18 protein-coding genes are annotated in these 19680 nt (G+C 59.0%); 6 read left to right on the plus strand and 12 right to left on the minus strand.

Going from position 1 to position 19680, the window contains the following annotated elements:
* Positions 1 to 2010 (plus strand): DNA helicase Rep, encoded by a 2010-nt coding sequence (rep, locus tag QMK58_RS00005; RefSeq protein WP_053163799.1) that lies wholly within the window; start codon positions 1 to 3, stop codon positions 2008 to 2010.
* A 57-nt stretch (positions 2011 to 2067) separates the two neighbouring features.
* Positions 2068 to 2640, plus strand: a complete 573-nt coding sequence (locus tag QMK58_RS00010; protein WP_008022089.1) for a xanthine phosphoribosyltransferase — start codon at positions 2068 to 2070, stop codon at positions 2638 to 2640.
* Between the two features lie 104 nt (positions 2641 to 2744).
* Here QMK58_RS00010 and QMK58_RS00015 read toward each other — a convergent pair whose 3' ends face one another.
* The 6 genes from QMK58_RS00015 to dadA form a co-directional block, all read right to left on the minus strand.
* Positions 2745 to 4670 (minus strand): acetyl-CoA hydrolase/transferase C-terminal domain-containing protein, encoded by a 1926-nt coding sequence (locus QMK58_RS00015; RefSeq protein WP_320395725.1) that lies wholly within the window; start codon positions 4668 to 4670, stop codon positions 2745 to 2747.
* Positions 4671 to 4940: 270 nt separating this feature from the next.
* Entirely contained in the window at positions 4941 to 5354 is a 414-nt protein-coding gene (locus tag QMK58_RS00020; RefSeq protein ID WP_053163805.1) for a c-type cytochrome, read from the minus strand.
* Between the two features lie 181 nt (positions 5355 to 5535).
* Positions 5536 to 6084, minus strand: a complete 549-nt coding sequence (locus QMK58_RS00025) for a cupin domain-containing protein (RefSeq protein ID WP_053163807.1) — start codon at positions 6082 to 6084, stop codon at positions 5536 to 5538.
* A gap of 126 nt (positions 6085 to 6210) precedes the next feature.
* Entirely contained in the window at positions 6211 to 7284 is a 1074-nt protein-coding gene (alr, locus tag QMK58_RS00030; RefSeq protein ID WP_320395726.1) for an alanine racemase, read from the minus strand.
* An 86-nt stretch (positions 7285 to 7370) separates the two neighbouring features.
* A complete protein-coding gene (locus tag QMK58_RS00035) occupies positions 7371 to 7724 on the minus strand; it encodes a RidA family protein (protein WP_053163811.1) in 354 nt (117 codons plus the stop codon).
* On the minus strand, positions 7696 to 9000 hold the full coding sequence (gene dadA, locus QMK58_RS00040) for a D-amino acid dehydrogenase (RefSeq protein WP_320395727.1): 1305 nt from the start codon (positions 8998 to 9000) through the stop codon (positions 7696 to 7698). Before dadA ends, QMK58_RS00035 begins: the two co-directional genes overlap by 29 nt.
* Before the next feature lie 157 nt (positions 9001 to 9157).
* On the opposite strand from dadA, the gene QMK58_RS00045 reads away from it, so the two are divergent.
* On the plus strand, positions 9158 to 9646 hold the full coding sequence (locus QMK58_RS00045; RefSeq protein ID WP_007975155.1) for an Lrp/AsnC ligand binding domain-containing protein: 489 nt from the start codon (positions 9158 to 9160) through the stop codon (positions 9644 to 9646).
* Between the two features lie 79 nt (positions 9647 to 9725).
* Here QMK58_RS00045 and QMK58_RS00050 read toward each other — a convergent pair whose 3' ends face one another.
* A complete protein-coding gene (locus tag QMK58_RS00050; RefSeq protein ID WP_053163813.1) occupies positions 9726 to 10079 on the minus strand; it encodes a YkgJ family cysteine cluster protein in 354 nt (117 codons plus the stop codon).
* A 147-nt stretch (positions 10080 to 10226) separates the two neighbouring features.
* Here QMK58_RS00050 and QMK58_RS00055 point away from each other — a divergent pair, with 147 nt between their 5' ends.
* Positions 10227 to 11540, plus strand: coding sequence for an NAD(P)/FAD-dependent oxidoreductase (locus QMK58_RS00055; protein WP_053163843.1), 1314 nt, complete (start codon positions 10227 to 10229; stop codon positions 11538 to 11540).
* 32 nt (positions 11541 to 11572) lie between these two features.
* Here QMK58_RS00055 and QMK58_RS00060 read toward each other — a convergent pair whose 3' ends face one another.
* Entirely contained in the window at positions 11573 to 11818 is a 246-nt protein-coding gene (locus QMK58_RS00060) for a DUF1127 domain-containing protein (RefSeq protein ID WP_053163846.1), read from the minus strand.
* 179 nt (positions 11819 to 11997) lie between these two features.
* Between QMK58_RS00060 and QMK58_RS00065 the strand changes: the two genes are divergently transcribed.
* On the plus strand, positions 11998 to 13419 hold the full coding sequence (locus tag QMK58_RS00065) for a PLP-dependent aminotransferase family protein (protein ID WP_320395728.1): 1422 nt from the start codon (positions 11998 to 12000) through the stop codon (positions 13417 to 13419).
* On the opposite strand, the gene QMK58_RS00070 is transcribed toward QMK58_RS00065, so the two are convergent.
* The 4 genes from QMK58_RS00070 to QMK58_RS00085 form a co-directional block, all read right to left on the minus strand.
* Positions 13416 to 13664, minus strand: coding sequence for a hypothetical protein (locus QMK58_RS00070; protein ID WP_156322397.1), 249 nt, complete (start codon positions 13662 to 13664; stop codon positions 13416 to 13418). The two genes, QMK58_RS00065 and QMK58_RS00070, sit on opposite strands and share 4 nt — an antisense overlap.
* A gap of 294 nt (positions 13665 to 13958) precedes the next feature.
* A complete protein-coding gene (locus QMK58_RS00075; protein ID WP_320395729.1) occupies positions 13959 to 16364 on the minus strand; it encodes a fimbria/pilus outer membrane usher protein in 2406 nt (801 codons plus the stop codon).
* Between the two features lie 35 nt (positions 16365 to 16399).
* Positions 16400 to 17107, minus strand: a complete 708-nt coding sequence (locus tag QMK58_RS00080) for a fimbria/pilus chaperone family protein (RefSeq protein WP_053163854.1) — start codon at positions 17105 to 17107, stop codon at positions 16400 to 16402.
* Positions 17108 to 17183: 76 nt separating this feature from the next.
* Positions 17184 to 17834, minus strand: a complete 651-nt coding sequence (locus QMK58_RS00085; RefSeq protein ID WP_053163857.1) for a DUF1120 domain-containing protein — start codon at positions 17832 to 17834, stop codon at positions 17184 to 17186.
* Positions 17835 to 18107: 273 nt separating this feature from the next.
* Between QMK58_RS00085 and QMK58_RS00090 the strand changes: the two genes are divergently transcribed.
* Positions 18108 to 19676 carry a phospholipase D family protein gene (locus tag QMK58_RS00090; RefSeq protein ID WP_156322398.1) on the plus strand — a complete coding sequence of 523 codons (1569 nt, stop codon included), beginning with the start codon at positions 18108 to 18110 and terminating at the stop codon, positions 19674 to 19676.
* The last annotated feature ends 4 nt before the right edge of the window (positions 19677 to 19680 follow it).

Here is a 19680-nt window from a genome sequence, read left to right on the forward strand (position 1 = left end):
ATGTCCCGACTCAATCCCCGGCAGCAAGAAGCCGTGAACTACGTCGGCGGCCCTCTATTGGTGCTCGCCGGTGCAGGTTCCGGCAAGACCAGCGTGATCACGCGCAAAATCGCGCACTTGATCCAGAACTGCGGCATCCGCGCCCAGTACATCGTCGCCATGACCTTCACCAACAAGGCCGCGCGCGAGATGAAGGAACGGGTCGGTACCCTGCTGCGCGCCGGCGAAGGCCGTGGGCTGACCGTCTGCACCTTCCACAACCTGGGCCTGAACATCATCCGCAAGGAACACGTGCGGCTGGGCTACAAACCGGGCTTCTCGATCTTCGACGAGACCGACGTCAAAGCCCTGATGACCGACATCATGCAGAAGGAATACTCGGGCGACGACGGCGTCGACGAGATCAAGAACATGATCGGCGCCTGGAAAAACGACCTGATCCTGCCGCCCCAGGCCCTGGAAAACGCACGCAACCCCAAGGAACAGACCGCTGCCATCGTCTACACCCACTACCAGCGCACGCTCAAGGCGTTCAATGCGGTGGACTTTGACGACCTGATCCTGCTGCCAGTGAAGCTGTTCGAAGAACACGCCGACATCCTCGAAAAGTGGCAGAACAAGGTGCGTTATCTGCTGGTCGACGAATATCAGGACACCAACGCCAGCCAGTATTTGCTGGTGAAAATGCTCATCGGCAAACGCAATCAGTTCACCGTGGTTGGCGATGACGATCAGTCGATTTACGCCTGGCGTGGAGCGCGGCCGGAGAACCTGATGTTGCTCAAGGACGACTATCCGTCCCTGAAAGTGGTGATGCTGGAGCAGAACTACCGCTCCACCAGCCGCATCCTGCGTTGCGCCAACGTGCTGATTTCGAACAACCCGCACGAATTCGAAAAGCAGCTATGGAGCGAGATGGGGCACGGCGACGAGATCCGCGTGATCCGTTGCCGCAACGAAGACGCCGAAGCCGAGCGCGTGGCGGTGGAAATCCTCAGCCTGCACTTGCGCACCGACCGCCCGTACAGCGATTTTGCGATCCTCTATCGCGGTAACTACCAGGCCAAGCTGATCGAGCTGAAGTTGCAGCATCACCAGGTGCCGTATCGCCTGTCCGGTGGCAACAGCTTTTTCGGACGTCAGGAAGTGAAAGACCTGATGGCCTACTTCCGCCTGATTGTGAACCCGGACGACGACAACGCCTTCCTGCGGGTGATCAACGTGCCGCGCCGTGAAATCGGTTCGACCACGCTTGAGAAGCTCGGCAACTACGCCACCGAGCGCAAGATTTCGATGTACGCCGCCACCGATGAAATCGGCCTGGGCGAGCATCTGGATTCGCGCTTCACCGATCGCCTGTCGCGCTTCAAGCGCTTCATGGACCGGGTGCGCGAGCAGTGCGCTGGCGAAGACCCGATCTCGGCCCTGCGCAGCATGGTCATGGACATCGACTACGAGAACTGGCTGCGCACCAACAGCTCCAGCGACAAAGCCGCCGATTACCGCATGGGTAACGTCTGGTTCCTGATCGAGGCGCTGAAGAACACCCTGGAAAAAGACGAAGACGGCGAAATGACCGTCGAAGATGCCATCGGAAAACTCGTCCTGCGCGACATGCTCGAACGTCAGCAGGAAGAAGAAGACGGCGCCGAAGGCGTGCAGATGATGACCTTGCATGCGTCCAAGGGACTGGAATTCCCCTATGTGTTCATCATGGGCATGGAAGAGGAAATCCTCCCACACCGCTCCAGCATCGAAGCCGACACCATCGAAGAAGAGCGCCGCTTGGCCTACGTGGGCATTACTCGCGCACGTCAGACGCTGGCGTTCACCTTCGCCGCCAAGCGTAAACAGTATGGCGAGATCATCGATTGCGCGCCTAGCCGCTTCCTTGATGAACTGCCGCCAGACGACCTGGCGTGGGAAGGCAACGACGACACACCGACCGAAGTCAAAGCCGTACGCGGAAACAACGCATTGGCGGATATACGCGCGATGTTAAAGCGCTAGAATTGACCACTTTTTTAAAACCTTAGGGCGCACAAGGCGCCAACAGAGGACAGCTTCATGGAAGCCCTGCACCAGAAAATCCGCGAACAAGGCATCGTGCTTTCCGACCAGGTCCTGAAGGTCGACGCCTTTTTGAACCACCAGATCGACCCGGCCCTGATGAAGCTGATCGGCGACGAATTCGCCACGCTGTTCAAGGATTCGGGCATCACCAAGATCGTCACCATCGAAGCCTCGGGTATCGCGCCGGCGATCATGACTGGCCTGAACCTTGGCGTGCCGGTGATTTTCGCCCGTAAACACCAGTCCCTGACCCTGACCGAAAACCTGCTGTCGGCGACCGTTTACTCGTTCACCAAGCAGACCGAAAGCACCGTGGCGATCTCCCCGCGCCACCTGACCAGCAGCGACCGCGTGCTGATCATTGATGACTTTTTGGCCAACGGCAAGGCGTCCCAGGCGCTGATTTCGATTATCAAACAGGCTGGCGCGACCGTCGCAGGCTTGGGGATCGTGATCGAGAAGTCGTTCCAGGGTGGCCGTGCGGAACTGGATTCACAGGGTTATCGCGTTGAGTCACTGGCCCGGGTGAAGTCGCTGGCCGGTGGCGTTGTGACCTTCATCGAGTAAGGCCACACCGCAATCCCCCTGTAGGAGCTGGCTTGCCAGCGAAGAGGCCCTGACATCCAACATCTTTGTTGTTTGTCACGCCGCCTTCGCTGGCAAGCCAGCTCCTACAAGGACTCGGTGGCTTTCAGGCCCGAGAGCAGCAACCGCTGATACAAGTCTTCCTTCAGCCCTTGCGGTTTGGCCAACTGCATGCGATCCAGATGTTCAGAAAACGCCCCAGGTTCTGGCGCATCCAGCGCTGCCTTGCCCAACTCCAGCACCTCACTAAGCCTGAACTTGCTCTTGAGCCAGCTCAGCGCCCGCAATACATCCCGTTCCACCTCGGTGAAATCACACCCCAGTGGGTATTCCGCAAACAGCTGCGGATGCCGGGCCTGTATCGCCTGCAAACGCTCCGGACGGTTATCGCTGAAACGTGGATCTAGCTGGAAGTCCTTCGGCAATTTGCCGACTTTCTGCGCCTGCTCGATCAACCCCGGCTGAAAGCGCGAGTCACTGATATTGAGCAACGCCTCGATCACCGCCGCATCGGTCTTGCCGCGCAGGTCGGCGATGCCGTACTCGGTCACCACGATATCGCGCAGGTGCCGGGGGATCGTGCAGTGGCCGTATTCCCAGACGATGTTCGAGCTCACGTCGCCGCCCGATTCACGCCAGCTTCGTAACAGCAGTATCGAGCGTGCGCCTTCCAGCGCATGCCCCTGCACCACGAAGTTGTACTGCCCTCCCACGCCGCTGAGCACACGGCCGTCTTCCAGCTGATCCGCCACGGCGGCGCCGAGCAAGGTGACGGTAAACGCCGTGTTGATGAACCGCGCATCGAGCCGCTGCAAACGCTTGAGCGCTTCCTGACCGTAGAGCTCGTTGATGTAGCTGATACGGGTCATGTTGAATTCGAGCCGCTTACTGTGCGGCAACTCACGCAAGCGTTCGTAGAAGCTGCGCGGCCCGAGGAAAAAGCCTCCGTGCACCGAGATGCCATCGGTTTGCGCCGCTTCGTCGAGGGTGCCGGCATTCGCCTGCTGTTGCGTGTCAATATCCGGATAGACCTTGCGCCGAACGATCCCGGCGTCGGCCAGCACCAACAGGCCGTTGACGAACATTTCGCTGCAACCATACAAGCCCTTGGCGAAAGTTTTGAGGCCTCCTTCGCGCTCGATCAGCTGCGCCCAAGGGCTGAGATTTATGTCCGACAGCAAAGCCGTGTAACCGTCGTTTTCCGCTTGCCTGACGAGCAGCGCCGCGGTCAGCGCATCGCCCATCGAGCCGATGCCAATTTGCAACGTGCCGCCATCGCGCACCAGGGCACTGGCGTGAAGCCCGATAAAGTGGTCCTGAAACCCTACCGGCATGTTCGGCGTGGAAAACAACGTGGTGCTGTCTTTTTCGTCGATCAGCAGGTCGAAGGTATCGATACCGACCTCTGCATCACCCGGCATGTAAGGCAGATCTTTGTGGACCTGGCCGACCAGCAGGATGGTTTCCCCTGCGACACGGCGCTTGGTGATCATCGGCAGCAGGTCGAGGGTAATGTCCGGGTTGCAGCTCAGGCTCAGGCGATCAGGATGCTCGGCATCGCTGGCCACCAACTGCGCCACCAGGTTCAGCCCGGCCGCGTTGATGTCCCGGGCAGCGTGGCTGTAGTTGCTGCTGACGTAATACTGCTGGGCTGCCGAACTGTTGAGCAAACTGCCGGGTTGCATGAAGAATTGCTGGATGTGGATGTTGCCCGGCAGGTTATCGCGGCGCAGATCGGCGAGGAAATCCAGCTCCGGATAATCGCCAAAAACCCGTTCGGAGAAGGGTTCGAGGAAGCGTTTTTGCAAACCATCGCCCAAGGACGGGCGACCCAGGCACAGCGCGGTATAGATCGTCAGCCGCCGCTCGGGCAGCTGCACGATACGTCGATACAGCGCGTTGACGAAATGATTGGGCTTGCCCAGCCCCAACGGCAGGCCCAAGTGAATATGCGCCGGCAACCGTGCCAGGACGTCGTCCACTGCCTGTTCGATAGCAACCAGCTGAACCATTTGATCCTCCCTTGCATTCCATGGTTTGGGGTTGGACCGAGCTTGCCGGGTCTTTGCTGCAATGACCAGCCTGTAAAAACCATCGCCCCACACAAAAACCGTGTAGGAGCGAGCATGCTCGCGAAGGATTCTCAGACGCCGCGGGGTTTCAGGTTCGCCAAGTTATCGTTAACGACCATCGCGAGCAGGCTCGCTCCTACAGTAAGCAACAAAAATCGCAGGCACAAAAAAGCCGCTCGAAAGCGGCTTTTTTGCGAAAGAGGCGGCTGCTTACAGACCGGACATCTCTTTGATAGCGCCCTTCAGCTCGTCATCGGAGCAGTCAGCGCAGGTGCCTTTAGGCGGCATCGCGTTGATGCCGGTAATGGCTTTGGCGAGGATGCCGTCGAGGCCGCCCTGGTGATCAGCACGTTCTTTCCAGGCTGCCTTGTCGCCGATTTTCGGTGCGCCCAGCAGGCCGGTGCCGTGGCAAGCGTTGCAATGTTTGGCAATAACATCTTTAGGCGCCTTGGCACCGCCACCGCCGCCCGCCGAAGCGGCGACTTCCATGCCCTTGCACTCTTTGCCCGTCACACAGACCTGGCCGACTGGCTCAAGGCGTTTGGCAATTTCGTCGTTGGTCGCAGCTTGAGCGCTGGCAGCCCATAGGGCCAATACGGTTGCTGGTACAGCCAGCATTTTCATAATTAGATTCACGCGTTCACCCTCAATGGTGGCTAGTCACGCCTACGGCCACGGTTCGCAGGCGGGCGCAAGTATAGCGGTAAGCCCGCCGCACTGAAACAACCCCAAAGTCGAAGGGGTCTTAGCTGCGGCGGAAAAACAGCGCGGGCACCTCTGCAATGCTGGCAGGGCGCCTCTTTTCTTAGAAATTCGCCGGTGTGGCTGCGCTGATTAGTCGCGCAGGCGCATCGAACGGATTCCGGAAACGGTGTGGCTTGGTACTTTCAAAGTAGTAGCTATCGCCGGCTTCGAGCACAAAAGTTTCCTGCCCGACCACCAACTCCAGCTTGCCTTCGACCAAAATTCCGGTTTCCTCGCCCTCGTGGGTGAGCATCTCGTCACCGGTGTCGGCGCCTGGCGGGTAGATTTCATTGAGGAACGCGATAGCCCGGCTCGGGTGCGCCCGACCGACCAGTTTCATGGTCACCGCGCCGTCGGAAATATCGATCAGCTCGTTAGCCTTGTAGACAATCTGAGTCGGTTTTTCCTGCAGGATTTCTTCGGAAAAGAACTCGACCATGGACATGGGAATTCCGCCCAGCACTTTGCGCAACGAACTGATGGAAGGGCTGACGCTGTTCTTCTCGATCATCGAAATCGTGCTGTTGGTGACCCCCGCCCGTTTGGCGAGTTCACGCTGGGAAAGGCCTTTGAGCCTACGGATGGATTGCAGTCGTTCACCGACGTCCAAAGCTTGCGCCTCCAGGATTCAATTGTTGGAATAGTGAGCGTTATCATGGCGACAGCGTTCAGTATTTACAACACTTGGACCTGAATCCTGTTCAGCGAGGCGACTTTCGGTCCGTCGCGTTTTTCACTAAGCCCCGGAATAGAGCAGTGGCACCCGGCGCAGGTTGCAGAAAATCTGGTAAGGAATGGTGCCGGCAGCAATGGCCACGTCACTGGCGAGAATGTTTTTACCCCATAACTCGACGGTCGAACCCAGACCGGCTTGCGGCACATCGGTCAGGTCGATGCAGAGCATGTCCATCGACACCCGACCAATCAGCTGGCTACGCTGCCCCGCCACCAGCACTGGCGTGCCGGTCGGTGCCAGACGCGGGTAGCCGTCGGCGTACCCCATGGCCACGACGCCAATACGCATCGGTTTTGGAGTGATGAATTTGGCGCCGTAACCCACAGGCTCGCCGGCCGGCAGTTCACGCACGCTGATTACCTTCGATTCCAGCGTCATCACCGGTTGCAGACGCGCAGCCACTTCGTTGGCTTCTTCGAATGGCGTGGCACCGTAGAGCATGATGCCGGGACGCACCCAATCGCTGTGAATCTGTGGCCAACCCAGCACCGCCGGCGAGTTACGCAGGCTGACCTCGGCGGACAAGCCCTTGCGCGCCGTTTCGAACACCGCCACTTGATCAGTGCTGGCCTGTTCGTGCAGCTCATCGGCACGGGCGAAGTGACTCATCAACACTACTTTCGCGACATTGTCGCTGGCCTGCAGTCGTTGATAGGCCGCCTGATAGTCCGCAGGGTGCAGCCCGACACGGTGCATGCCCGAATCAAGCTTCAGCCACACGGTGATCGGTTTGCTCAACACCGCTTTCTCGATGGCTTCGAGTTGCCACAGCGAGTGCACCACGCACCAGAAATCATGCTCGACGATCAGCGCCAGCTCGTCGGCTTCGAAAAAACCTTCCAGCAGCAGGATCGGTGCACGAATGCCCGCCGCCCGCAGCTCCAATGCCTCTTCGATACAGGCCACAGCAAAACCATCTGCCTCGGCTTCCAGCGCCTGGGCACAGCGCACCGCGCCATGGCCATAGGCATCGGCCTTGATCACGGCGAGGGCTTTGGCCCCCGTGAGTTCACGGGCAACCTGGTAGTTGTGGCGCAGGGCTTGAAGGTCGATCAGGGCACGGGCAGGACGCATGGCGGCAGACTTCTGGTCGGGTTATCGGGAAGAAAAACCGGTGCTGGCTGGTAGCGCAGCATCGGGAGAGGGATCTGTATGAAAGCTTATGGCAGAGCGGCTACAACCGACAGCTCAACCAGGATTTCCGGCTCGCACAGTTTCGATTCGACAGTGGCACGGGCCGGGGCGACGCCTTTTGGCAGCCACTTGTCCCACACCGCGTTCATGCCTTCGAAATGCGCGTCGATGTCTTTCAGGTAAATCGTTACCGACAACAGATTGGTTTTGTCGGTACCGGCCAGATCGAGCAAGCGCTCGATGTTGGCCAGCGTTTCTCGGGTCTGCTGCTCAATCCCGGCGTTCATGTCGTCGCCGACCTGCCCGGCCAGGTACACCGTGCCGTTATGGGTGACGATCTGACTCATACGCTCATTGGTGAGCTGGCGCTGGACTGACATGTTTCGCAGACTCCTGGATTTTTTTGCCATAACGGGAAATATCGAGGCCTTCGGCGCTGATCTGCGGCTTTTTCTTCGCCATCAGGTCAGCCAGCAAGCGACCGGAGCCGCACGCCATGGTCCAGCCGAGTGTGCCGTGACCGGTGTTCAGGAACAGGTTCTTGAACGGGGTGGCGCCAACAATCGGGGTGCCGTCCGGAGTGGTCGGGCGCAGGCCGGTCCAGAAATCGGCCTGAGCCAGATCGCCGCCCTGAGGATAAAGATCGTTGACGATCATCTCCAGGGTTTCGCGGCGACGCGGGTTCAGCGACAGGTCAAAACCGGCAATCTCGGCCATGCCGCCAACGCGAATGCGATTGTCGAAACGGGTGATCGCGACCTTGTAGGTCTCGTCGAGAATGGTCGAAGTCGGGGCCATCGCCGGGTTGGTGATCGGCACGGTCAGTGAGTAGCCCTTGAGCGGGTACACCGGAGCCTGGATCCCCAGTGGCTTGAGCAGTTGCGGCGAGTAGCTGCCGAGGGCCAGCACGTAGCGGTCGGCGGTTTCCAGCTTGCCGTCGATCCACACGCCGTTGATGCGATCACCGGCGAAGTCGAGGCGCTGAATGTCCTGACCGAAACGGAATTGCACGCCCAGGTTCGCAGCCATCCCGGCGAGCTTGGTGGTGAACATCTGGCAGTCGCCAGTCTGATCGTTCGGCAGGCGCAGGGCACCGGCGAGGATGTCGGTGACGCTGGCCAGCGCCGGCTCAACACGGGCAATACCGTCGCGGTCGAGCAGCTCGAACGGCACGCCGGACTCTTTCAGTACGGCGATGTCTTTTGCGGCGCCGTCCAGTTGAGCCTGGGTGCGGAACAGTTGGGTGGTGCCCAGGCTACGGCCTTCGTAGGCAATGCCGGTTTCGGCACGCAGTTCGTCGAGGCAGTCACGGCTGTACTCGGACAGACGGACCATGCGCTCCTTGTTCACCGCGTAACGGCTGGCGGTGCAGTTGCGCAGCATCTGTGCCATCCACAGGTATTGGTCGATGTCGGCAGTTGCCTTGATCGCCAGCGGGGCGTGGCGCTGCAACAGCCACTTGATGGCCTTGAGCGGGACGCCCGGCGCGGCCCACGGCGAGGCATAGCCCGGCGACACCTGGCCGGCGTTGGCGAAACTGGTCTCCATGGCAGCAGCTGGCTGCCGGTCCACAACCACCACTTCAAACCCGGCACGGGCCAGATAGTAAGCACTGGTGGTACCGATGACGCCGCTACCCAAGACCATGACGCGCATTTTCATATCCCTCATCGCGGCTGACCGCTGACGTTTGTTATTCAGAGCTTTAGATGCGCGCAGTGTAAAAAAGATTTGCCAGTGCTTTTCACTATATAAGCGCCTATATTTGGCGACAATTCTCGGCAAAAACCCTTTTCACGGAGGCGCATCCCCTATGCGTACCAACACTCAGACCAAACGTGAGCTGGACAAGATCGACCGCAACATCCTGCGGATCCTGCAAGCGGACGGGCGTATCTCATTTACGGAGCTGGGGGAAAAGGTCGGGCTCTCGACCACGCCCTGTACCGAGCGGGTCCGGCGCCTGGAGCGCGAAGGAATCATCATGGGCTACAACGCCCGGCTCAATCCGCAGCACCTGAAGGGTAGTTTGCTGGTGTTCGTCGAGATCAGCCTGGACTACAAGTCCGGCGATACTTTCGAAGAATTTCGCCGCGCGGTGCTGAAACTGCCCCACGTACTGGAATGCCACTTGGTGTCTGGGGATTTCGATTATCTGGTGAAGGCGCGGATTTCCGAGATGGCGTCCTACCGCAAGCTACTGGGCGACATTCTGCTCAAGCTGCCGCATGTGCGCGAATCCAAGAGCTATATCGTGATGGAAGAGGTGAAGGAGAGCCTGACGCTGCCGATTCCGGACTGAAGATCAAAAGATCGCAGCCTGCGGCAGCTCCTACCGAGAAATGCGATCCCATGTAGGAGCTGTCGCAGGCTGCGATCTTTTAAACCAACACCTGTCGGTTCGAGGCCATGTACTCAAACACTTGCTTCTCCGCCCGCGGGTGAATCAGTTCCACCGGCCCGCGCCCATTCGGGCATGGCAAGGTCTTGGTCGTACCAAACAATCGGCAGATCAGCGGCCGCTCTTCATACACCGTGCAACCGTTCGGCCCCAGATGAACGCAATTGAGTTCATCCATCGCCGCATCCTGCTCGGCGCGAGTCTTGCGCGGCAGGCGCGACATTTCTTCCGGCGAAGTGGTCACCGGTCCGCAGCAGTCATGGCAGCCGGGGACGCATTCAAACGAAGGAATTTGCTGGCGCAGAGTGCGAATTGTCTGACTGTTGCAGCTCATTGAAGCGGTGACCGAATGTGGAATAGACCGGGATTCTGACGTAAAACCCGCGTTCCAGACAGCGCCACCCGACCAATGTTGCCCGCCTGGGAAAGTCCGGCTTATGCTCCGGCAAATTTTCTAAACGCAAAAACCAGGAACATGCACATGACCGCCCGTGCGCAACAGCCTGTCCCAAGCCATCAGCACACCGCTTCTTACTACGCTGCCAGCAGTCTGCCGCAGCCGGAATATCCGGCGCTCAATGGCGAAGTCCTGGCCGATGTCTGTGTGGTCGGCGGAGGATTTTCCGGGTTGAACACGGCACTCGAACTGGCCGAACGCGGTCTGAGTGTGGTGCTGCTCGAAGCCCATAAAATCGGCTGGGGTGCCAGCGGGCGCAACGGCGGGCAGCTGATACGCGGCGTCGGCCACGGTCTCGATCAGTTCGCCAACATCGTCGGGGACGAAGGTGTTCGGCAGATGAAACTCATGGGGCTGGAAGCCGTAGAAATCGTCCGCCAGCGCGTCGAGCGTTTTCAGATTCCCTGCGACCTGACGTGGGGCTACTGCGATCTGGCCAACAAGCCCCGGGACCTTGAGGGCTTCGCCGAAGATGCCGAAGAACTGCGCGGCCTCGGCTACCGCTACGAGACCCGTTTGCTGCAAGCCAATGAAATGCACACCGTGGTTGGCTCCAGGCGCTATGTCGGCGGCTTGGTTGACATGGGTTCCGGGCATCTGCATCCGCTGAACCTGGCCTTGGGCGAAGCTGCCGCTGCGCAGCAATTGGGCGTAAAACTATTTGAGCAATCGACCGTCACGCGCATCGACTACGGACCCGAGGTCAAGGTCCACACCGCCCAGGGCACGGTCCGCGCCAAGACACTGGTGCTGGGCTGCAACGCTTACCTGAGTGGGCTCAACCCCGAACTCAGCGGCAAAGTCCTGCCAGCCGGTAGCTACATCATTGCGACCGAGCCATTGAGCGAAGAAGTCGCCCACGCTTTGCTGCCGCAAAATATGGCTGTGTGCGATCAACGGGTGGCACTGGATTATTACCGTCTCTCGGCGGACCGGCGCCTGCTGTTCGGTGGCGCTTGTCATTACTCAGGCCGCGACCCGAAAGACATCGCCGCGTACATGCGCCCGAAAATGCTCGAGGTTTTCCCGCAGTTGGCTGACGTGAAGATCGAGTATCGATGGGGCGGCATGATCGGCATCGGCGCCAATCGCCTGCCGCAGATTGGCCGGTTAAAGGATCAGCCGAATGTGTATTACGCCCAGGCCTATTCCGGTCATGGCGTGAATGCCACGCACCTGGCGGGCAAGTTGCTGGCCGAAGCCATCAGCGGCCAGCACGGCGGTGGTTTTGATTTGTTCGCCAAGGTGCCGCATATCACCTTCCCCGGCGGCAAGCATCTGCGCTCGCCGCTTTTGGCGCTGGGGATGTTGTGGCATCGGCTGAAAGAGCTTCGCTGAACGCCCTTCACCTGTAGGGAACGCGGTTCATCTCACAGGCGCCAGAATGGCTTCAACCCCTCCTCCCGCGCCTGCTCCCGTGTCAGGCCGATATCCTTAAGCTGATCCTGCGTCAGCGCCAGCAATGCCTTGCGCGTGTGCAGGCGCCGCCAGAACAGATCCCAGCGACTCAGGCCGGACGGCGCATTGCGCATCAGCGCATGGCGTGCGTTGTCCTTCTGCCCTGTCTCCAGTTCCTGACTGTGTAACGTCAGCCGCACATCGCTCAAGCCGTTCATGTTGTTTGCTCCTGTTTACTTGGGTAGCCAGAGGTTCCATGATGCGTGGGCGAGAAAAAGCATTACAGATTCAAACAACCTGTATTAACTCAATACAGATTTGCCGTTTTTCCGGCTGAATGGCGTATTTCTGCGTCATCTGTACCGGTCTACCGAATCACCCATACCGAGGCTGCGCCATGACCCTTTACGTCAACCTCGCCGAATTGCTCGGCACACGTATCGAACAGGGCTTCTATCGCCCCGGTGACCGGCTGCCGTCGGTGCGGGCATTGAGCGTCGAGCATGGGGTCAGCCTGAGCACGGTGCAGCAGGCCTATCGAGTACTGGAAGACAGCGGATTGGCTATGCCCAAGCCCAAGTCCGGGTATTTCGTTCCGGCCAGCCGTGAGCTGCCCGACCTGCCCGCAGTAGGTCGTCCAGCCCAGCGTCCGGTGGATATTTCCCAATGGGATCAAGTGCTGGAGCTGATCCGCGCGGTGCCGCGCAAGGACGTGGTGCAACTGGGTCGCGGAATGCCGGACATCGCCTCGCCGACCATGAAACCGCTGTTGCGCGACCTGGCACGCATCAGTCGGCGCCAGGACATGCCCGGCCTGTATTACGACAACATTCACGGCAACCTCGAACTGCGCGAACAGATCGCCCGCCTCATGCTTGATTCCGGCTGCCAGCTGGGCGTCGGCGATCTGGTGGTCACCACCGGTTGCCACGAAGCGCTGTCCACCAGCGTTCGGGCGATCTGCGAACCGGGTGACATCGTGGCGGTGGACTCGCCAAGCTTTCACGGCGCCATGCAGACCCTCAAGGGCCTGGGCATGAAAGCCTTGGAAATCCCCACCGACCCGCTGACCGGGATCAGCCTCGAAGCACTGGAACTGGCGCTGGAGCAATGGCCGATCAAGGTCATACAGTTGACCCCCAACTGCAACAACCCGTTGGGCTACATCATGCCCGAGTCACGCAAGCGCACGTTGTTGACGCTCGCCCAGCGGTTTGATGTCGCGATCATCGAAGACGATGTATATGGCGAACTGGCCTACACCTACCCGCGTCCGCGCACGATCAAGTCTTTCGACGAGGACGGTCGAGTGTTGCTCTGCAGTTCGTTTTCCAAGACGCTGGCGCCAGGACTGCGCATCGGTTGGGTTGCGCCCGGCCGCTATCTGGAACGGGTGCTGCACATGAAATACATCAGCACCGGCTCCACAGCGCCGCAACCGCAGATTGCAATCGCCGAATTTCTCAAGAGCGGGCACTTCGAACCCCATTTACGGCGGATGCGCACGCAATACCAGCGTAATCGCGACATGATGATCGATTGGGTGACCCGCTATTTTCCCGCCGGGACCCGAGCCAGTCGCCCCCAAGGCAGCTTTATGTTGTGGGTCGAACTGCCGGAAGGCTTCGATACGTTGAAACTGAATCGAGCCTTGCACGATCAAGGCGTACAGATTGCGGTCGGCAGCATTTTTTCCGCTTCGGGCAAGTACCGCAATTGCCTGCGCATGAACTACGCGGCCAAACCAACTCCGCAGATTGAAGAAGCGGTGCGTAAGGTCGGTTCGATGGCGAGCATGCTGTTGGCACAGGACTTCTAGTTCAGCTGGAACCTGCCGCCGCCTTCAAACCGTGTCAGGTCGTTGACCCGACTGGTGGGGTCGCTCAACCGGGCATCGACTTCCAGCTCGACATCCAGACGCAATCCCTCACCGGCCATGCCGGCGCGCCACGGTATGACCCGATCTCCCGGACGCAGCAGGTCTGCCTCCAAGGGCTCGCCAGATTCACGCCTCCAATGCACGGCAAGTCCATCCAGCTGCACCGCCACAATACGTAATTGCATGGTCCCTGCTCCCCAGCGAAAACGCTGCGGGTCGGCCCGTGGCGCGATGAATCGCCATACCATCGGTTGAGGCTCAGGGCATTGAATCAACATATGAATCCGGCGGCTGCCGAAACTCAAGTCAGCGTCATCTGCAGCAGGCATCTTCAACAGCGCGCCTCGGGTTACTGATCCGTAATCCAGTTGATTCGGAGTCAGGCGCAGGTCGCACGCCTCACGAGCCGATACCGATGACGGGGCAAAAAACAATTGAACCAAGAGCAAGATAACAATGGGTTTCAAGGCAGCACTCGATCAGGACAGGGTCGGTTCATGACATAGGGCGTCGGCACGCTCATACAGCTCGTCCCCGGTAGCCGCTGGTTCGGTCAGCGGTAACGTTAGAACGCAGTGAGTTACGCCCCCTCGGCGCACATGCAAAACCTGGCCAGGCTTTGAATCGCTCAGAAAGATGGTGCCGGCGTCCAGTACCGTCGTGAGGAACCGGCCCTGCGCATCATGGACCGCCCCTCCCTGCGCTAACCACTGTCGATCCGCTGTCCTGGCCTGCAAGAGCAAACGCCTTACATTCACCATAGAAAAATCCAGATACTGCACCGAGCCTCGACTGGCTTCGACTTCCTGAAAACCGTTGAGTACATCGACGTTACGCGGCAGGCTGAGGGAATCGATCTCCACCCTCCCAGTGTTGTATGCCGGCAAGGTTGCCGCTACCGCCCGCCCCTTGCCGTCGGTCCAGACCGGACCTTGTGGCGTGTGCAACTTCAGTCCGGCCGAATCGCCTGCCTTGAGCACGGCAAAAGTGTCACTCACAGCATATGGCGAAAGTGTCACGCCATCAGGATGGAACACTGCTGCGCCCCGTGCCCCTGTATCGAAGCTGGTCGAGCCAGGCCGCCGGCTGTAGCCGAAATCGAGGCTTGAGTAATGTGCCAGTACGCCAAGCCGCGCCCCCATGCTCGACTGGCCATCTTCGCGACGCTCACCGCTGACGCTGTAGGCCAGTGTTTCGCTCACGGAATCACTGATGACCACCCCACTACGTACCCCTGATCGCTCATCGTCACGCAAGTAGCTGCGTATCCGGCGCTGCCCGCCCAAGGGAGCGGCAAGTGTCAGATAAGCCGAACTGCCTCCGCGACGCTCTTCCGTTGCTCCGACATCTCGTTCCAGCGTCAGCGACAAGGTCGTCCTCTGCGGCAACATTCTTGACCAGGAGAGTCCTAACCTTGTTTGCGCTGGCTCATAGGCGCTGGTGTACCGCGACAGATTCGCGCCCAGTGCCCCCCAACGCTCGGTCGAGCCATTGAGAGAGAAGACCCATTGATCCCGCCCGCGGTACTCGGGTCTTTGCTGGTGACGGTTCCAGCCAGTATCTGAAAGCGTGCGAAATCCTTCGCTCGCGCGTGCGGCAAAAATACTCGCCGACAGATTTGCCGATAGCGCCACACTGGTTGTCATTTGTAACTGATGGCCACGCTGCCCCTGCGACAGCTCATTGGACAATACCTGCCGAATACCCGAGGTCACACCAACTGACCATTGTTGCTGCAGACCCCAGCCCGATGACAAGTAGCCGGTTGCGCCCATTACGCCACCCGACATACGCGTGCCCCTGCTCCAGTCGAGGTCTGTGCTGAACGCCGCGAATGCTGGCGTCTGACGCCCATCCTGCTGCGAACGTCGCACCTGACCCAGTGCGAAATTGAAACCCGACGGGGTACCGAAATCCGCGTCATACAGTCCCTCGGCCGGCACCCGAAATTGCCGTTGACGCCCATCCTCCTCGTGCACCGTCACCTCCAGATCCAACTGACTGCTCAACAATGGCAACTCTGTGAATACGAACGGCCCACTGGGCACCATTGTCGTGTAGATCATCACACCGTTTTGGCGAACCTCAATACGCGCCGCCGAATACGCCACACCTTCGACCCGGCTACGAGCTCCCCGACCCCTGTCGCTCAAACGGGCGAAAGCGCGATCTGGCTGCAGTTGTATGCCGGTGAACGACTCACCGGCAAACAAGGGGGAGGTCATGTTCAATTGGCCAATCTGCAGGGTAGCGTCGAATGATTCCAGCGTTCTCGCACCGTAGGCATAAAGGTGCTCAAAACCTGCGTGATCGGAAGATTCGGTATAGGAATGTCGACTGCGCAACACCCAATCCCCGGCATTCATTCCTATTTCCGAGGCGACACTTCGATAATCCCTTCGCTGCCCAGCGGACTCGCTGCTTTGCACCAATACGTCATAGTTGACCAAGCCCGCCATGCCACCACGGGCAAACTTGCGCGACGCCCTTTCGATCGGCAGCAAGGTATTGGTCGGCACTAAAATATCGACCTGCTCCACACCGGGATAAAGGCTGACCACTGCGGCGGGGAAGCTATCGGCAAATGTCGGGCATTGCGTCGAATCAAGCGCCGATGCAGGAGCATGAGCAGGAGCACGCACCCCAGCTGCTTTCAGCAACTGCGGATCGAAACAGAGGCGACCTTGCTCGTCGAACGTGGCCTTGATGCGCCCTTTAGGCTGGCCATTGACCGCCAACCCAACAGAGCGCGGGCCCTGCAGAAATCGCGGTGCATCCCGAAAAAGCTCAGCCAGTGCCGGATCAATCCCACGAGCCTTGAGCACCAGGGGATCAAACACTACAGACTCGGCAGCCATTGTCGGCAACCCGTACAAAACCAACATCAGACCGCCAAGCCATCGCGTTACCGCCGAGGACATCAACGACCAACCGGCGAATCATGATGCTGAACAGAAAATCCATAAGTTGTTGCCGGAAAAATCCGTACAGTCGTTGTGTTTAACGCACCCCCCGGTTGCATTGCAACGTTCAGACGCTCACCGGGTAAAAGGTATGGCCGCGGCAGGTCCACCGATATACCGCCAGGCAATGGCACAACAGCCTTGGCCAACCTGACGACATAAGGGCTGGGGTTGCTCACACGTAATTGATTGCCTGCCTGTGACCATCGCAGCAACTTCCACGGCTCCCGTTCTATCGGAAGACCAGAGGGACGAATAATAACCGGCAAGTTCTGTCGAACACCCAGACTGACACGCGAGCCATCCGCGCCTGCAACAGGGCTGACGCCTTCGAAAATCACTCGTTTGAGCCGCTCGACCTGCAACGGCTGAACGGCCTGCAGGATAAATCGCACTTGCTGTACAGCTCCTGGCTCGACGCGCGCCACCGGCGGGGTGAATACCAGCAATAGCTCATCATCTTCAGCTACGTTTTCTACGCTGGTGAACAGAAGCGCAGGTCGTGCATCGGTATTTCTGACATTCATGGTGGACTCACCAATGCGCTCTTCGATGACCAGCACGGGTGTCTGCGGCACCATCCCTGCTCCCTGAGCAACGGGAGTGGACAACAACAGAAACAGAAACAAACCATGCAGGACCGGGTCGTTAAACAACCTAGACATATGGATTTCCAGAATTCATCAAGACAAGGGCGGCAGGCAAAAACCGGGTGCCGAACGACACCCGGGGCTGGTGCCGTCAGATATAGAACATGTCGAACGTCACGGAGCCATCGAGCGGAATTTCGTTAGCGATCGGCAACGCATCGCTGGGCCCGATGATGGGTACCAGGCTCATCGGGAAATTGTGATGCCTTGCCGCGATCGGGCCGCTGGCAACGTTTGCGCCCCAGGAATAAAACGCCGGTGCGTTACCCACCAAGCCGGTCGTAGGCGATTGCCACAACGGATTGGCCACTGTCCGGGTCAGCAGTACTTGAGCTCTTCCATCGGCATCAGGGATCCGATAGCGCAAACCAAATCCACCGATTCGCGTGCCATTAATCTCGCCAATACCGTAGAAAAGTGCCGGATTACTTTGCCCGGCACCGTCATGTATTCCCGGCAACTTTGTTGCCTCACGGTTATCCCTGACTGAGACCTCGACTGACGCCGGCGCATCGCAGTTTATATACAGAGAGATATCGCGCTCGGGCAGTATGGTTTGCGTTGTCTTGTTAAGCGTCGCTGCGGAAATCTTGCGCAAATCCACGGTATCCCCGCCCTGGAATGCCGGCACGCATGAGGTCGGAATGATAGTTCCAATCACATTTAAATCAGCGCTTTCAGCCATGGCCATCAGAGGAAAGGCGCTAAAAACAAAAGTTACAACAATGTTTGCCTTTTTCATCACAACATCCTGTTGATAAATGTAGTAACAACTATGCAAATCATTAATCAGCTTAACGACCTGCAGTCCAATCAAGCGAATTTATAGTCTCGGGTTACGTAGGATTGATCTGTAGGAGTAAACGTCGAAGCCCGATAGAAATCACCACTGTTTCTGTAGTTCGCCTGTTGGTGATCACTCAGAGGTAATGACCAAGGTAAAAATCCGTCGCCCATTCACGCAGCCAACGGACATGCCATACTTCGCGCTATGCCTCGATTCGAGACGATTGACGTGCGACTCCGACAGCCCCTGCTTGCTCTTGTGCTACTTGCCTCGTTTCTGGGCGGTTGCGCCAACTTCGACATTCAAGTTGACCCCAGCCAGGCACTGCCGGCGACAGAGTCCGCGTTCGGCCGCTCGGTCAAGGCGCAGGCTGCGCCTTATCAGGGACAATCGGGTTTTCGCTTGCTGTCTGACGGCACTGATGCCTTCACCGCCCGGGCCGAGCTGATTCGCAAAGCCCAAAGCAGCCTCGATCTGCAGTACTACATCGTGCATGACGGCATCAGCACACGCATGCTGGTGGAGGAAATGCTCAAGGCTGCCGACCGTGGCGTACGCGTTCGCATTTTGCTCGACGACACAACCAGCGACGGCCAGGATCGCACCATTGCGACCCTGGCAGCCCATCCCAAGATTCAGATCCGCGTGTTCAACCCCCTGCATCTCGGTCGCAGCACCGGCGTTACGCGCACTTTGGGGCGGTTTTTCAACCTGTCACTGCAACACCGGCGCATGCACAACAAGCTGTGGCTGGCGGACAACAGCATGGCCATTGTTGGCGGGCGTAACCTGGGTGACGAGTATTTCGATGCCGAGCCCAACATGAACTTCACCGACATCGACTTGCTCGGTGTCGGCCCGGTCGCCGAGCAGTTGGGGCAGAGTTTCGACCAGTACTGGAACAGCGCGCTGAGCAAGCCGATCGACGAGTTCATGTCGACCAAGCCAACGGCAGAGGATTTGCAAAACACGCGCACCCGACTGGAAGAGTCCCTGGAGCAATCACGCAGACAAAATCACGCCCTCTATCAACGCCTGATGGTCTACCGCACCGAACCGCGCCTTGATAACTGGCGTAAAGAGCTGATCTGGGCGAACAACCAGGTGTTGTGGGATGCGCCGAGCAAGGTACTGGCCGATGGCGAGCCCGATCCGCACTTGCTGCTGACCACTCAGTTGGCACCGGAACTCGATGGCGTCAGCAAAGAACTGATCATGGTCTCGGCCTACTTCGTGCCGGGCCCGCAAGGGCTGGTTTACCTGACCGGACGCGCCGACGCCGGCGTATCGGTGCGCCTGCTGACCAACGCGCTGGAGGCTACGGACGTACCGGCGGTGCATGGCGGCTACGCGCCTTATCGCAGAGCCCTGCTGGAGCACGGTGTGCAGCTGTTTGAGCTGCGCCGCCAGCCCGGCGATGAAAGCGGTAGTGGGCCTCGCCTGTTTTCCAGCCGGTCCTATGGCGAATCCGATTCGAGCCTGCACAGCAAGGCGATCATCTTCGACCAGCGGAAATCCTTCATCGGCTCGTTCAATTTCGACCCGCGCTCGGTCTTGTGGAACACCGAAGTCGGCGTTCTGGTCGACAGCCCCGAACTGGCCGCTCGGGTCCGCGAACTGGCATTGCAAGGCATGGCACCCGCCCTGAGTTATCAGGTGAAGCTGGAAAACGACCAGATCGTCTGGACCACTGAAGACGACGGCAAGATGCACACCCTGACCAAAGAACCGGGGAGTTGGTGGCGGCGGTTCAATGCGTGGCTGAGCAATACGGTCGGGCTGGAGAGGATGTTGTAAAAGA

The sequence above is a fragment of the Pseudomonas sp. P8_241 genome, assembly GCF_034008315.1.
Taxonomy (GTDB): domain Bacteria; phylum Pseudomonadota; class Gammaproteobacteria; order Pseudomonadales; family Pseudomonadaceae; genus Aquipseudomonas.

Excerpts from the sequence above, each read along its gene's own strand:
- QMK58_RS00015 (WP_320395725.1), bottom strand. The coding sequence starts at position 4,670 with ATGGTTCAGCTGGTTGCTATCGAACAGGCAGTGGACGACGTCCTGGCA.
- alr (WP_320395726.1), bottom strand. The coding sequence starts at position 7,284 with ATGCGTCCTGCCCGTGCCCTGATCGACCTTCAAGCCCTGCGCCACAAC.
- QMK58_RS00050 (WP_053163813.1), bottom strand. The coding sequence starts at position 10,079 with ATGAGCTGCAACAGTCAGACAATTCGCACTCTGCGCCAGCAAATTCCT.
- QMK58_RS00085 (WP_053163857.1), bottom strand. The coding sequence starts at position 17,834 with ATGAAAAAGGCAAACATTGTTGTAACTTTTGTTTTTAGCGCCTTTCCT.
- QMK58_RS00065 (WP_320395728.1), top strand. The coding sequence starts at position 11,998 with ATGACCCTTTACGTCAACCTCGCCGAATTGCTCGGCACACGTATCGAA.
- QMK58_RS00045 (WP_007975155.1), top strand. The coding sequence starts at position 9,158 with ATGCGTACCAACACTCAGACCAAACGTGAGCTGGACAAGATCGACCGC.
- dadA (WP_320395727.1), bottom strand. The coding sequence starts at position 9,000 with ATGCGCGTCATGGTCTTGGGTAGCGGCGTCATCGGTACCACCAGTGCT.
- QMK58_RS00080 (WP_053163854.1), bottom strand. The coding sequence starts at position 17,107 with ATGTCTAGGTTGTTTAACGACCCGGTCCTGCATGGTTTGTTTCTGTTT.
- rep (WP_053163799.1), top strand. The coding sequence starts at position 1 with ATGTCCCGACTCAATCCCCGGCAGCAAGAAGCCGTGAACTACGTCGGC.
- QMK58_RS00060 (WP_053163846.1), bottom strand. The coding sequence starts at position 11,818 with ATGAACGGCTTGAGCGATGTGCGGCTGACGTTACACAGTCAGGAACTG.
- QMK58_RS00055 (WP_053163843.1), top strand. The coding sequence starts at position 10,227 with ATGACCGCCCGTGCGCAACAGCCTGTCCCAAGCCATCAGCACACCGCT.
- QMK58_RS00070 (WP_156322397.1), bottom strand. The coding sequence starts at position 13,664 with ATGCAATTACGTATTGTGGCGGTGCAGCTGGATGGACTTGCCGTGCAT.
- QMK58_RS00035 (WP_053163811.1), bottom strand. The coding sequence starts at position 7,724 with ATGTCAGTCCAGCGCCAGCTCACCAATGAGCGTATGAGTCAGATCGTC.
- QMK58_RS00075 (WP_320395729.1), bottom strand. The coding sequence starts at position 16,364 with ATGTTGGTTTTGTACGGGTTGCCGACAATGGCTGCCGAGTCTGTAGTG.
- QMK58_RS00020 (WP_053163805.1), bottom strand. The coding sequence starts at position 5,354 with ATGAAAATGCTGGCTGTACCAGCAACCGTATTGGCCCTATGGGCTGCC.
- QMK58_RS00010 (WP_008022089.1), top strand. The coding sequence starts at position 2,068 with ATGGAAGCCCTGCACCAGAAAATCCGCGAACAAGGCATCGTGCTTTCC.